The organism is Pseudomonas sp. JV449 (genome assembly GCF_032424295.1).
Taxonomy (GTDB): Bacteria; Pseudomonadota; Gammaproteobacteria; order Pseudomonadales; family Pseudomonadaceae; genus Aquipseudomonas; species Aquipseudomonas marginalis.
In genome coordinates this window covers 288338-302234 of sequence record NZ_VYKD01000005.1, presented here as the reverse complement: position 1 = coordinate 302234, position 13897 = coordinate 288338, and the positions used below count along the sequence as shown (strand labels likewise).

The 13897-nt window shown below is 62.5% G+C and carries 10 protein-coding genes; all 10 read left to right on the top strand.

Annotated features, from left to right (window positions below; all coding sequences use genetic code 11):
- Positions 1-98: 98 nt before the first annotated feature.
- The 10 genes from F6S08_RS06565 to F6S08_RS06520 all read left to right on the top strand — a co-directional run bounded on the left by F6S08_RS06565 (position 99) and on the right by F6S08_RS06520 (position 13837).
- Positions 99-1973 carry a putative bifunctional diguanylate cyclase/phosphodiesterase gene (locus F6S08_RS06565; RefSeq protein WP_315871410.1) on the top strand — a complete coding sequence of 625 codons (1875 nt, stop codon included), beginning with the start codon at positions 99-101 and terminating at the stop codon, positions 1971-1973.
- 25 nt (positions 1974-1998) lie between these two features.
- Positions 1999-2967 carry a cytochrome-c peroxidase gene (locus tag F6S08_RS06560; RefSeq protein WP_065948876.1) on the top strand — a complete coding sequence of 323 codons (969 nt, stop codon included), beginning with the start codon at positions 1999-2001 and terminating at the stop codon, positions 2965-2967.
- 10 nt (positions 2968-2977) lie between these two features.
- Positions 2978-4792 carry a DAHL domain-containing protein gene (locus F6S08_RS06555; RefSeq protein WP_065948877.1) on the top strand — a complete coding sequence of 605 codons (1815 nt, stop codon included), beginning with the start codon at positions 2978-2980 and terminating at the stop codon, positions 4790-4792.
- Positions 4789-6168, top strand: a complete 1380-nt coding sequence (locus F6S08_RS06550) for an ATP-binding protein (protein WP_065926549.1) — start codon at positions 4789-4791, stop codon at positions 6166-6168. The genes F6S08_RS06555 and F6S08_RS06550 overlap by 4 nt, the downstream gene beginning before the upstream one ends.
- Positions 6169-6376: 208 nt before the next feature.
- Positions 6377-7957 (top strand): glucan biosynthesis protein D, encoded by a 1581-nt coding sequence (locus F6S08_RS06545; protein ID WP_315871544.1) that lies wholly within the window; start codon positions 6377-6379, stop codon positions 7955-7957.
- Complete coding sequence (gene bglX, locus F6S08_RS06540) at positions 7954-10218, top strand: beta-glucosidase BglX (RefSeq protein ID WP_315871409.1); 2265 nt, start codon at positions 7954-7956, stop codon at positions 10216-10218. Before F6S08_RS06545 ends, bglX begins: the two co-directional genes overlap by 4 nt.
- A gap of 81 nt (positions 10219-10299) precedes the next feature.
- Entirely contained in the window at positions 10300-11919 is a 1620-nt protein-coding gene (locus F6S08_RS06535) for an FMN-binding glutamate synthase family protein (protein WP_065926551.1), read from the top strand.
- Between the two features lie 11 nt (positions 11920-11930).
- A complete protein-coding gene (locus F6S08_RS06530) occupies positions 11931-12215 on the top strand; it encodes a putative quinol monooxygenase (protein WP_065926552.1) in 285 nt (94 codons plus the stop codon).
- A 59-nt stretch (positions 12216-12274) separates the two neighbouring features.
- Positions 12275-12571 carry a cupin domain-containing protein gene (locus F6S08_RS06525; RefSeq protein WP_065926553.1) on the top strand — a complete coding sequence of 99 codons (297 nt, stop codon included), beginning with the start codon at positions 12275-12277 and terminating at the stop codon, positions 12569-12571.
- Between the two features lie 132 nt (positions 12572-12703).
- On the top strand, positions 12704-13837 hold the full coding sequence (locus tag F6S08_RS06520) for an OpgC family protein (RefSeq protein WP_065948881.1): 1134 nt from the start codon (positions 12704-12706) through the stop codon (positions 13835-13837).
- Positions 13838-13897 lie beyond the last annotated feature (60 nt).

The following is a 13897-nucleotide window of genomic DNA, read 5'->3' as shown; positions in this document are numbered from 1 at the left end:
TCGACTACACTGTCACGGCAGGTCTGCGCCCCGCTCAGCCATGGAACCAAGGAAGGAATGGTTATGCCGTCGAACCGTTTGCAGATAAGGCGCGCACTATGAACTCGAACGCAGGGCGGGCCAACCGTCGCATCCTGATCGTCGATGATGCCACGTCCATCCACCTGGACTTTCGCAAGATCCTGTGCGCCGACGCCGACGCCGAGCCCTCCCTGGATACCCTTGAGCAGACCCTGTTCGGCACAACGGCCGTTGCTCGCCAGGCGTTTATCCTCGATTCCGCCTACCAGGGCCAGGAGGCCTTGGATCTGGTGAGTCGGGCCCTGGCAACCAACACCCCCTATGCCATGGCGTTCATCGACATGCGCATGCCGCCCGGCTGGGACGGCCTGCAAACCATCGAGCAGTTGTGGAACGTCGATCCCAACCTGCAGATCGCCCTGTGCACCGCCTATTCCGACTATTCCTTTGAAGCGATCGAGGCGCGATTGAAGTACAACGACCAGTTGCTGATCCTGAAAAAGCCCTTCGACCACCTGGAAATCCGCCAGATGGCCAGCGCCCTGACCTGGAAATGGCAGCTCGCCCAGGATGCCGCCCTCAAGGTGATCGGGCTCGAACGCACGATTGAGGAGCGCGTGCAGGAGTTGCTGAAAGTCTCGCACCTGCTGCAATACGACGCGCTCACGGAGCTGCCCAACAGCACGCTGCTGGGCGACCGCCTGACCCAGGCCATTGCCCTGGGCCGGCGCCATGATACGCAACTGGCGGTGATGTTTATCGGGCTCGACCGCTTCAAGCGCATCAACAACGCCCTGGGTTATCCGGTGGGGGATGAGGTGCTCCAGCAGGTCAGCCAAAGCCTGGTGGCGGCCGTGCGTGAGTCTGACTCGGTGTTTCGCTATGGTTCGGACGAGTTTGTGATCCTGCTCAATGATGTCCAGCATCCCCAGCAAACCCAGCACATCGCCCAGAAGATGCTCCAGGCCATCAGCGTTACCCGGCATGTCGCGGGGCACGACCTGAGCGTTACCGCCAGCCTCGGCATCAGCATCTACCCGAATGACAGCAGCACTGCGGTGGAACTGATCAAGCACGCCGAAACCGCCATGCACACCACCAAGGAGCGTGGCCCGGACGACCTGAGTTTCTACACCGAAGACATGAACCTGCGCGCCCGGCATCAACAGAACCTGGAAAGCGCGATCCGCCAGGCCCTGGAGCACGATGAGTTTGCGCTGCACTACCAGCCCAAGCTGGACCTGAAAACCGGGCGGATCCTCGGCGCAGAGGCGCTGATCCGCTGGTTTCAACCGCGCTCGGGCTGGGTCCACCCGGCCGACTTCATTCCGGTGGCCGAAGACAGCGGGCTGATCGTCTCCTTGACCCAGTGGGTGCTGCGCCACGCCTGCGAACAGGCACAGGCCTGGCGCACCATGGGCCTGGCGCCGCTGCGCATCTCGGTGAACATCTCGGCCATCGACTTCCGCCAGCGGGAGTTTGTCGACAACCTGGCCGCCATCCTCAAGCAGACCGGCCTGCCGCCCAACCAGCTGGAGCTGGAAATCACCGAAAGCGTGCTGATGCAGAATGTCGACGAGACGGTCGATATCCTCAACCGGATCAAGGCCATGGGCGTGCGCCTGGCCCTGGATGATTTCGGCACCGGCTACTCCAGCCTCAGCTACCTGCGACGCTTTCCCATCGATGTGCTGAAGATCGACCAATCATTCGTGCGCGGGCTGCACGAAAATAGCCAGGACGCGCAACTGATCAGCGCTATCATCGGGATGGGCAAGAGCCTGGAGCTGAACATCATCGCCGAAGGGGTAGAGACCGTCGAACAGCTGAACTTCCTGAGAGCCCAGCACTGTGAAGAAGGCCAGGGCTTTCTGTTCAGCAAGGCCGTGCCTGCGAAGGATTTCGCCCAGTTGCTGCAGGTGGGCAGCCCCACACTGATGCCCGACCAATAGCCCTATGCCTGCAAGGAGTGCTCGCTTGAGCGACGTTTCAACCTACCATTTCGGCTCCATCCTCGCGTTGGGGCTGTGCCTGGGGACGACCGTGACGGCCGCGCCGCTGGACGAAGCGCTCAAACCCCTGCCGCCGGTGCCGCACCTCGATGCGGCCAAGGTCGAGCTGGGCCGCCAGCTGTTCAATGAGCCGCGCTTGTCAGTGAACAACACGCTGTCTTGCGCCAGTTGCCATCACCTCGAATCCGGGGGCGCCGACACCAGGCCCTTCTCCCTGGGTTTCGACGGCAAACCCGTGGAGATCAATACGCCGTCGGTCTTCAACGCCAGCCTGAACTTCAAACAGTTCTGGAATGGCCGCGTGGACACCCTGGAAGCGCAGGTCGAGCAAGTGGTCATCAGCCCGGTGGAAATGGGCAGCGACTGGAACACCGTGGTGCAGAACCTGACCGCCCTGCCCGCCTACCAGGCGGCGTTCAAGCAGGCCTACCCCGATGGCGTCACCGCCGCCAATGTGCAAAACGCCCTGGCCACCTATGAACGCACGCTGCTGACGCCCAACTCACGGTTTGACCAGTACCTGCTGGGCAACACGGACATCCTCACGATCCAGGAAAAGTACGGCTACCAGCGCTTCAAGGATTACGGTTGCATCGCCTGTCACCAGGGCATCAACATCGGCGGCAACATGTTCCAGAAATTCGGCGTGATGGGCGACTACTTCAAGGTCCGCGGCAACCCCGTCGAGTCGGACCTGGGGCGCTACCTGCTGACCAAGGATGAGGAAGACCGGCACGTGTTCAAGGTCCCCAGCCTGCGTAACGTCGCGGTCACGGCCCCGTATTTTCACGATGCCTCGGCCAAGACCCTGGAAGAAGCCGTCGACGTCATGTTCAAGTTCCAACTGGGGCGCAATCCTTCACAGGAGGATAAAGACCTGATCATCCAGTTTCTCAAGACCCTGACCGGCGAATGGAAAGGCAAGCCTTTATGAGCAGACCGTCATGACCCTTTCTCGCCGCCGCACCAGCCAGTTGGCCTTGGGATTGATCACCCTGTTGCTGGCCTCGACCCTGATTTTTCTGTACATCAAGTCGTCCAGCGACCAGTCGTCTTCCTACACCCACTCCCGGGACCTGATCCGGCAGTTGCAGCAACTCAATGCCCAGTGGGACAGCGAAGTCCTCAAGGCCAGGATCGCCATCACCCACAACTACGACCCCCTGGTGACGCCCCTGACGGAAATGACCCGGTTGTGGGCCGAACTGGAAGCACGCGGCTCGTACCACAGCCCGCAAGACCTGCCCGCCTGGCAAGCCAGCCAACAGGCTTATCAGGCGGCCATCCAGGAAAAGGCCCGGCGCGTCGACCAGTTCAAGTCCCATAACGCGGTATTGCGCAACTCCCTGGCCTTCCTGCCGACCGCCGAAGACGATATCCAGGCGCAGTTCAACCAGGTGAACGACGATACAAAACCGCAACTGCAAAGCGTGGCCACCGACACCTACGACTTGCTGCTCAGCAGCCTTGAATTCGCCCAGGTCACCAGCGACGAGCGCGCCGCCGACATTCTCGTCGGCCTGGGCAAGCTGGCCGTCAACCAGGAACTGCTGCCCAGCGAATTCCGCGGCCCGGTGGAGATCCTGAGCAATCACATCGAACTGATCCTGCGCGAGCAGCCGGTGGTGAACACGTTGCTCGAACAGATCGCCGCCATTCCGGTAGCCGAACGCCTGGATGACCTGACCACCCACCTCAACCAGGACCAACAGGCCCTCGACCTGGTCGAGCAGCAATACCACCGTTACCTGCTGGTGTTCTCGACCCTGCTGGTGGCCCTGCTGCTGTTCCTGGCGGTTCGCCTGCTGCGTAGTTTCGCCGAGATCAACCGCGTCAACCGCGCCTTGCAGGCGGTGAACGAAACCCTGGAACAGCGTGTGGAACGACGTACCCGACAGCTCAAGGATGCCCAGAGCGAGCTGATGGACAGCGCGCGCCAGGCCGGCATGGCGGAGATCGCCACCAACGTGCTGCACAACGTCGGCAATGTGCTTAACAGCGTGAACATCTCCGCCGACCTGGTCACCCGCAAACTGCGCAGCAGCAAGGCAATGGGCCTGGGCAAGGCCATGCAGTTGATCAACGAACGCCAGGGCGACCTGGGCACTTTTATCACCGAGGATGAGAAGGGCAAGTTGCTGCCCGGCTACTTGAACCAATTGGTGGACGCCATTGCCGTCGAGCAGCAAGGCCTGATCGAGGAACTGGGGCAACTGAGCAAGAGCGTGGACCATATCAAGGACATCGTCTCCACCCAACAATCCTATGCGGGCGCGCCCTCGATGAAGGAACCGGTGCAGATCAGCACCTTGATGGAAGACGCCCTGCGCATGAACGCGGGGGCACTGAGCCGGCACAATGTCACGGTGGTCAAGCACTATGGGCAGGTACCGGAAGTCCTCGGGGACAAACACCGCTTGCTGCTGATCATGGTCAACCTGATCAGCAACGCCAAGTACGCCATGTCCAACCTCACCGACCGGCCACGGCAGATGACCCTGACAGTCCAGTCGCTGGAGGGCAACAGGTTGCAGATCAGCGTGAAGGACGAAGGCGAAGGCATACCGGCCGAGAACATGACCCGGATATTTACCCACGGGTTTACCACCCGCAAGGAAGGTCACGGCTTCGGCCTGCACAGCTGCGCCCTGGCCGCCGTCGAAATGGACGGCCACCTCAGCGCCCACAGCGACGGGCCGGGCCTGGGCGCGCTATTCACCCTGACTATCCCCCTCATTCCTGCCGGAAGCCTCGTATGAACCAGCCTCCCAACCGGCGCATCCTGTTGATTGATGACACGCCGTCGATTCATGAGGATTTCCGCAAGATCCTGATGCCGCCCACTGAATCCAACCAGGAGCTGGATGACATGGAGTCGGCACTGTTCGGTGAAACCAGCAAACCCACGGCCCCCCCTTTCGACCTGCACTCGGCCTACGGCGGCGAAGAAGGCCTGCAGTTGCTCATCACCGCCATGGCGCACCAGCAGCCCTATGCCCTGGCGTTTGTCGACATGCGCATGCCCCAGGGCTGGGACGGCGCGAGGACCATAGAAGAGCTCTGGAAAGTCGCCCCCGACCTGCAAGTGGTGGTGTGCACCGCGTACTCGGACTATTCCTGGGAGGACCTGCTCGACCGCCTGCAAGGCCATGATCGCTTGCTGATCCTGAAAAAACCGTTCGATAACATCGAAGTCCAGCAGATGGCCAACACCCTGGCCAATAAATGGGACATGGCCCGTCGCGCCACCCTGCAAACCACTCATCTGGAACGGCTGGTGGAACAACGCACCCACGCGCTGCAGCTGGAAATCGAAGAGCGCAAGCACCTGGAAAGCCAACTGGTGCAGTCGGAAAAACTCGCCTCCCTGGGGCAACTCGCCGCGGGCGTGGCCCATGAGATCAATAACCCGGTAGGCTTTATCTCCTCCAACCTCAGCACCCTCGACGGCTACTTCAACCAGTTGCAACAGATGCTGGAGGCTTACCGGCAGGCCGAAGAAAGCCTCGCCACGGGTGAACAGCACGAGCAGCTCAAGGCCTTGCGCACCCGCCTGGAACTGGAGTTTCTACAGGAAGACATTCCGGTGTTGATCCGCGAGTCCAAGGAGGGCATCGGCCGCGTGGTGCAGATCGTCAAGGACCTGAAAAACTTCTCGCGGGTGGACAACGACCAGACCTGGCAATTCGCAAACCTGCAACAGGGCATCGATTCGACGCTGAACATCGTTGCCAGCGAACTCAAGTACAAGGCCGATGTGGTCAAGCACTACGCGCCGCTGCCAGAGATCGAATGCCTGGCCTCCCAGCTCAACCAGGTGGTGATGAACCTGGTGATCAATGCGGCGCAGGCCATGGGGCCGGAGCGCGGCATCATCACCATCAGCAACGGCGTGGAAGGCGAGAACGTGTGGCTGGAAGTGGCGGACAACGGCTGCGGGATTGCCCCCGAGGCGGTGCAGAAAATCTTCGACCCGTTTTTCACCACCAAGCCGGTAGGCGAAGGCACTGGCTTAGGGCTGTCACTCTCCTACGGCATCGTCAAGAAACACCATGGCGATATCTCTGTCAGCAGCGAACTGGGCAAGGGCACGAAGTTTCGCGTGGTATTGCCGATTCGGCAGACGGCGGCGTAGGACACGCCGCCGAATCATCCGCCCCTGCGCACCCTGTTATTTCTGACAGTAGACAGACCCTTTTCCCGACTCGAGACTCCACACAAGCAACACGGTTGCATGCCGGTGGCGTGCTGAACGTGAGGCCTGGACCCTCATCGTCGAAGGAAAGGACAGCATGTCTACGCGTCGCGAGTTCCTCACATACGCGTCACTGGGCGCCTTGCTCATGCCACTGGGCAGGGGCGCCCTGGCGGCCGATACAGCCGACCAGCCCAGCGCTTTTTCCTTCGAAGGCTTGATCGAACAGGCACAGGCCGATGCCTTGAAACCCTACACCTACCCCAGCACCGCATCGGCCGCGCTGCTGGCGCGACTCGACTACGCCGCCCATGGCCAGATCCGCTTCAAACCCGAGCACGCCCTGTTCGCCAAAGGCCCCGGCAAGTTCCCTGTGACATTCTTTCACTTGGGGTCGTTTTTTCGCACGCCCGTCAGGCTGTATGTGCTGGACAACGGCATTGCCCGCGAGATCGTCTACGACCCGGCGCACTTCGATATGCCGGGCGACAGCCCGGCCCATGCCCTGCCCCGTAACAGCGGGTTCGCCGGTTTTCGTATCCAGGAAAGCCGCCTGGGCGACCAGGCCAGGCTGGCGTGGCAACAGAACGACTGGGTGGCCTTTCTTGGCGCGTCGTACTTCCGGGCCATCGGCGAGTTGTACCAGTACGGCCTGTCGGCACGGGCGATTGCCCTGGATGTGGCACAAGCCGGCAAGGCCGAAGAATTCCCCGACTTCACCCACATCTGGTTCGAGCCGCCAAAGAACCAGCACACAAACGCCATGACCCTCTACGCGCGGCTCGACGGCCCCAGTATCTGCGGCGCCTACCGTTTCGAGATCCACCGTACACAGGGCGTGGTCATGGACATCGACTGCACGCTTTTCCTGCGCAAGAACGTCAGCCGGCTGGGCATTGCGCCGCTGACCTCGATGTTCTGGTTCAGTGAAACCGCCAAGCGCACCGCCGCCGACTGGCGCCCCGAGGTCCACGACAGCGACGGCCTGGGGCTCTGGACCGGCAACGGAGAACGTATCTGGAGGCCCCTGAACAACCCGCCACGCACCCTGGTTTCGGCGTTCAGCGACCGGCAACCGAAGGGCTTCGGCCTGTTACAGCGCGACCGTAATTTCGACCACTACCTTGATGGGGTGAATTACCAACGGCGTCCCAGCCTGTGGGTCGAGCCATTGGGCGATTGGGGCGAAGGCAGCGTGCAACTGATGGAAAACGGCACCGACGACGAGATCCACGACAACATCGTCGCGATGTGGGTGCCCTCGGCCCCGGCGGAAGCGGGCAACCGCTATGCGCTGCGGTATCGCCTGCACTGGCTGGCCCGGGAGCCCTACGTTTCGCCACTGGCGGTGTGCGTGGCCACTCGCCTGGGCAAAGGCGGCTCACCGGGTGAGCCGCGCCCGCTGGGGGCACGTAAATTCGTGGTGGAATTCCAGGGCGCCCCATTGGAAAAACTCGCACCGGGGGTCAAGCCCGAGGCCGTGATCAGTTGCTCCAGGGGCGCCCTCAGCCGGGTCTTTACCGAAGCGGTGCCGGACGGCGTCGCCGGCCATTGGCGAGCACAGTTCGACCTGAACGTCGACGGCAAGGAGCCGGTGGAATTGCGCCTGTTCCTGCGCCTGGACGGCCAGCCGCTGTCAGAGACCTGGCTGTATCAGTACCATCCCTTCCATTCGGAATCGACGGCAATCGGTACCCCTTCAACGGCCGACACCGGCAATAGTCCATGAGGCTCGGCGGCCAATGGGCGCTGTTCTGCGTGGTGTTCAGTGTCAGCGGCAACGCTCTCCACGCCGGTGAGCAAGACCCCGTAGAGGCCTTGTTGCAGCAGATGACGCTGGAAGAAAAAGTCGGCCAACTCAGCCAGCTCGGCGTCCAGGACACACCTACCGGCCCGGTCATTGACCAAGGCGAGCTGGCGCAACTGCCCATGAACACCGTGGGCTCGGTCCTTGGCGCCTACGGCGTCGAACAGACCCGCCGGTTGCAGGAACACGTCGTCACCCGTTCTCGCCTGCATATACCGTTGTTGTTTGCCTTTGATGTGATCCACGGGTTTCGCACTGTATTTCCCGTGCCGTTGGCGCAAGCCGCTGCCTGGGACCCTGACCTGGCACAACGGACCGCTCGCGCGGCGGCCGTTGAAGCGACGGCCAGCGGCATACACTGGACCTTCGCGCCCATGGTCGACATTGCCCGCGACCCGCGCTGGGGCCGTGTGGTGGAAGGCACCGGCGAAGATCCGTTCCTGGGCGCAGCGCTGGCCAGCGCCAAGGTGCGGGGGTTCCACGGCGCCGGGCCTGCCGACCCGTCATTTATGCTGGCGACCGCGAAACACTTCGTGACCTACGGCGCGGCAGAAGGCGGGCGCGACTACAACGTCGCCGACGTGTCGGAACGCACGTTGCGGGAAGTGTACTTGCCGCCTTTCCAGGCGGCCGTGGCGGCTGGCGTCGATGGGATCATGCCCTCGTTCAACGAACTGGCCGGGACGCCCCTGCACAGCAACACCGCGCTGTTGACCGGTGTGCTGCGCAATCAGTGGCGGTTCCGTGGCCTCATTGTCAGTGACTTCAACGCCATTTGGGAGCTGAGCCAGCACGGCATCGCCGGCGGTCCGGCCGACCGGGCACGGCTGGCGTTCAACGCCGGGGTGGACATCGACATGGTCAGCCAGACGTACCGCCAATACCTGCCCACCCTGGTGCGCACTGGCCAGGTTCCCCTGACCGCCGTGGATAATGCGGTGCGCCGTGTACTCCAGGCCAAGCAGCGCCTGGGACTGCTTGACGATCCCTACCGCTACAGCGACGAGGCGCGGCAACGGGCCAATGTCCTGACACCGCAGCACCGGGCACTGGCACGCGAGGCCGCGCAAAAGTCCATCGTATTGTTGAAAAACACCGACGCCCTGCTGCCGCTGTCCAAGCACCTGCGCAACGTGCTGGTGGTCGGCAGCCTGGCCACGGACGCCGAGGCCACGATCGGCCCCTGGGCCTTGGCGGCTCATCCCGAAGATTCGATCACGGTCTTGCAGGGCATACGCCGCGCCGTCGCCCCTGGCACCGAGGTGGTTTACCTGCCCGGCGCTTCGCCCATCAGCACCGAGACGCAGAACCTCAACGAGGTCCGGCAGGCCGCCCGCCGCGCCGAGGTAGTGATCGCCGTGCTCGGCGAGCGCGCCGATCAGAGCGGCGAAGCCCGCAGTCGCGCGGACCTCGACCTGCCGGGTGCCCAGGAGGCGCTGTTGCGTGCCCTGCTGGACAGCGGCAAACCCGTGGTCATCCTGTTGATGAATGGCCGCCCGCTGGTGCTCTCGCAGAACGTGCGCCAGGCGCCGGCGCTGCTGGAAACCTGGTTCCTGGGCAGTGAGATGGGCCATGCCGTGGCCGATATCCTGTTCGGTGACGTCAACCCCAGCGGCAAACTGCCGATCACGTTCCCGCGCAACGTGGGGCAGATCCCCCTCTACTACGCGCACAAAAGCACCGGGCGTCCGCCCAGCGGCGATGAAAGGTATACCTCCGGCTACATCGATGAACACTGGACGCCGCTGTATCCCTTCGGCTTCGGCCTGAGCTATACCTCGTTCAGTTACTCCGCACCGCGGCTCAGCACACAGCGGCTGGCTTCCACCCAAGTGCTGAGCGTGGCGGTCACCGTCACCAATACCGGAGCGCGCCCAGGCGAAGAAATCGTGCAGTTGTACCTGCGCGATGATGTCGCCAGCGTGACCCGCCCGGTTCGCCAACTACGCGGTTTCCGCAAAGTGCAGCTGGCGCCCGGCGAGGCGCGGGAGCTGACCTTCACCCTTGACCAGGCGGACTTTGCCCTGCTGGACAGCAACTTTTCGCCGGTGATTGAGGCCGGCACGTTCACCGTCTTCGTCGGGGCAGATTCGACCACCGAAAACCAGGCCCGGTTTGAACTGACCGATAGCCGCGCCTTGTCTATTTCGGGCCAGTCCGTCCCATCACCGGGATCAAACTGAGTACACCTGCAGGTTGTCTGGCGTTTCGTTACTGGCGCAGAATGCCGGATCGACCTGAGAGTCCGAACCCAAGGAAACCGTATGAGCCTGTCCTTGCTAAGCCGCTACGCCTTCTTTGCCGTGTGCGTCATTTTCACCCTCGCCAGCCTGCCCTTTATCCAACACGAATGGCTGTGGCCCATCACCCTGGTCACCGGCGTGTTGAGCCTGATCGGTATTTTCGACCTGTTGCAAAGCCCCCACGCGGTGCGCCGCAACTACCCGATCCTGGGCAATATCCGTTACCTGGTGGAAGCTATCCGCCCGGAAATCCGCCAGTACCTGCTGGAGTCCGACAGCGACGCCCTGCCCTTCTCGCGCTCGCAACGATCCCTGGTGTACTCGCGAGCCAAGAACGAAACCGCCGACAAACCCTTCGGCACCCTGATCGATGTGTACCAGCTGGGTTTCGAATTTATCGGCCACTCCATGCGCCCCGCGCCCCTGAGCGACCCCAGCGCCTTTCGCGTGATGGTCGGCGGCCCGCAATGCACCCAGCCGTATTCGGCGTCGGTGTTCAATATCTCGGCGATGAGCTTTGGCTCGTTGAGCGCCAATGCGATCCGCGCGCTCAACCAAGGCGCCAAGCTTGGCAATTTTGCCCATGACACCGGCGAAGGCAGCATCAGCCCCTATCACCGCGAAAACGGCGGCGACCTGACCTGGGAATTGGGCAGCGGCTACTTCGGCTGCCGCACCAGCGACGGCCGCTTCGACCCGGAGCGCTTCGCCGCGCAGGCGCAGAACCCGCAGGTGCGCATGATCGAAATCAAGATGAGCCAGGGCGCCAAACCCGGCCACGGCGGCATCCTGCCCAAGCACAAGGTGACTCAAGAGATCGCCGAAACCCGCGGCATCCTGATGGGCGAAGACTGCATCTCACCGTCACGTCACAGCGCGTTCTCTACCCCCATCGAGTTGATGCAATTCATCGCCCAATTGCGTGAACTGTCCGGCGGCAAGCCGGTGGGCTTCAAGTTCTGCCTGGGCCACCCGTGGGAGTTCATGGGCATTGCCAAGGCCATGCTCGAAACCGGCATCCTCCCGGACTTTATCGTCGTCGACGGCAAGGAAGGCGGCACCGGCGCCGCGCCCGTGGAGTTCACCGACCATATCGGCGTGCCGCTGCGCGAAGGCCTGCTGTTCGTGCACAACACCCTGGTAGGCCTGAACCTGCGGGACAAGATCAAGCTGGGGGCCAGTGGCAAGATCGTCAGCGCCTTCGATATCGCCAGCGTGTTGGCCATCGGCGCCGACTGGGCCAACTCGGCGCGCGGCTTCATGTTCGCCATCGGTTGCATCCAGTCCCAAAGCTGCCACACCAATAAGTGCCCGACCGGCGTCGCCACCCAGGACCCATTGCGCCAACGTGCACTGGTGGTGCCGGACAAGGCCCAGCGGGTGTTCAACTTCCACCGCAACACCCTCAAGGCCCTGGCCGAAATGCTCGCGGCGGCAGGCCTGGATCATCCGTCGCAGCTGTCGGCCAAGCATCTGGTACGACGCATGTCGGCCACCGAGATCAAGCTGTTCTCGCAGTTGCATGTGTTCCTCAAGCCTGGCGAGTTGCTCACCGGCGAAGTGAATGGCGAGTTCTATTCGCGCATGTGGCAGATGGCGCGGGCGGACAGTTTTGAGCCCCATGAAGTCGCCGCTGCTTAAGGACCCAGATCGTGTTGAAAGTCATCGCCGAAGATTTCATCAAACCCGAATACCTCGACACCGTACGTCCCTGGTACGCCGAACTGGTGGAAAAAACCCGCCAGGAACCGCTGTGCATCGCCTACGATCTGTTTGTCGATCAGAAAGACCCAGGGCACTTCATTTTCATCGAGCAATGGCCCGACCAGGCCGCGCTCGACACCCATTGCCAGACCGAACACTTCACCCGGCTGGTGCCGCAGATCAATGAGCACCAGGCCAAGCCGTGCAAAGTGCTGCTGATGGATGCGTTCTGACCCACCTCTTCCCCGCTGAACCGGACCACCGACGGCATCGTAGAAACAAGGAGATTCACATGCCGTTACTGGACTTCGCTGCACTCGCCGGGCAACTGCCTGACAGCTGGAAATCGATACGCCTGGGCCAGGTCGGCCCGGCGCGGATCAAGGTGTTGCGCATGGATGAGCAGGCTTACGAAGAAGAGGTGCACGACTACAACGAAGGGCTACTGGTGATCAGCGGCCATTTGCGCCTGAGCATCGCTGATGAAGAGATCCACGTAGAGACCGGCCAGATGTACCTCGTGGAAGCAGGCACCGCTCATGCCGTACTTCCAGGTAGCCAGGGCACCCTGGTGATCATTGACGCCTAGAGACATTCAGTAATACCCAACCTTTGCAATTGCTTACAAATACCGCCAACCTGCGCCCGCCCGACGTGCGGCGTACGACAACCTGCGCGCTCGCCGGTCATTACTAAACCTTTTGTTCAAGAGCCCGCTGCCATGCTGAACGGACGCGACCCGCGCATCGATTTTTTTCGGGGCCTGGCGTTGATCTTCATTTTCTGGGATCACGTCCCCCACAACCCCCTCGGCCAGATCACCCTGCGCAACTTCGGCTTCAGCGATGCTGCGGAAGTCTTTGTGTTTCTGGCCGGCTACGCCTCGGTACTGGCCTACAGCAAGGTCTTGCAACGCGAAGGCTACTGGATGGCCTGCCTGAAGATCCTGCGCCGCGCCTGGGTGCTGTACGTGGTGCATATCTTTTTGCTGGCGATGCTGATGGGCATCGTGTTCTTCGCCAACAGCAAGGTGGAAACCCGCGACCTCGTCCAGGAAATGGGCCTGACGCACTTCATCACCAACCCGCAACAAGCCTTGACCGACGAGTTGCTGCTGCGCTTCAAGCCCAACCTGATGGACCCGCTGCCGTTGTATATCGTGCTGCTGGCGGGGTTGCCGCTGGTGTTGCCGCTGCTGCTGCGCCACACCTGGCTGGTGGTGGCCGCGTCGGCGACGGTGTATCTGCTGGCGCCGTGGATGGGCTGGAACCTGCGGGCGATTGCCGACGGCGTGTGGTACTTCAACCCGGTGACCTGGCAGTTCCTGTTTATCCTCGGTGGCGCGGCGGCGCTGCAGGCCAGTCAGGCGCGCCCGCCGGAACAGCGCCCGCTCAAGCGCCAGCCGTTGTTCATGGCGGCGGCGGTGTACACCGTGGTGGCGTGTGTGCTGACCCTGTCATGGCGCTGGCCCGAGGTGCATGACGCGCTGATGCCGTCGTGGCTCAGCGACCTGATCTACCCCATCAGCAAGACCGACCTGTCGCCGCTGCGCCTGCTGCACTTCCTGGCCCTGGCCTATGTCACCGCCAAGCTGTTGCCGGGTCGCGGCTGGACGCAAACCTGGTGGGCGCAACAAAGCTGTCGCATGGGCCGCTACTCCCTGGAGGTGTTCTGCCTCGGCGTGCTGCTGGCGCCGCTGGCGGACATGCTCAACGCCCAGGTCGAGGATGCCTGGCCGATGCAGGTTTTCAGCGCGTTGCTGGGCCTGGCGCTGATGGCCGGGCTGGCGGCGTGGCTGGAGTTCAACAAGCGCCTGGACCTGGCGCTGCGCGGCGAGGCGCCGGCCCTTAAATAGATAGCCCCAGCGCCGGCATGCGCGGTGCTTCCATCTGCCCTCCACTTATCGTGAAAGGTA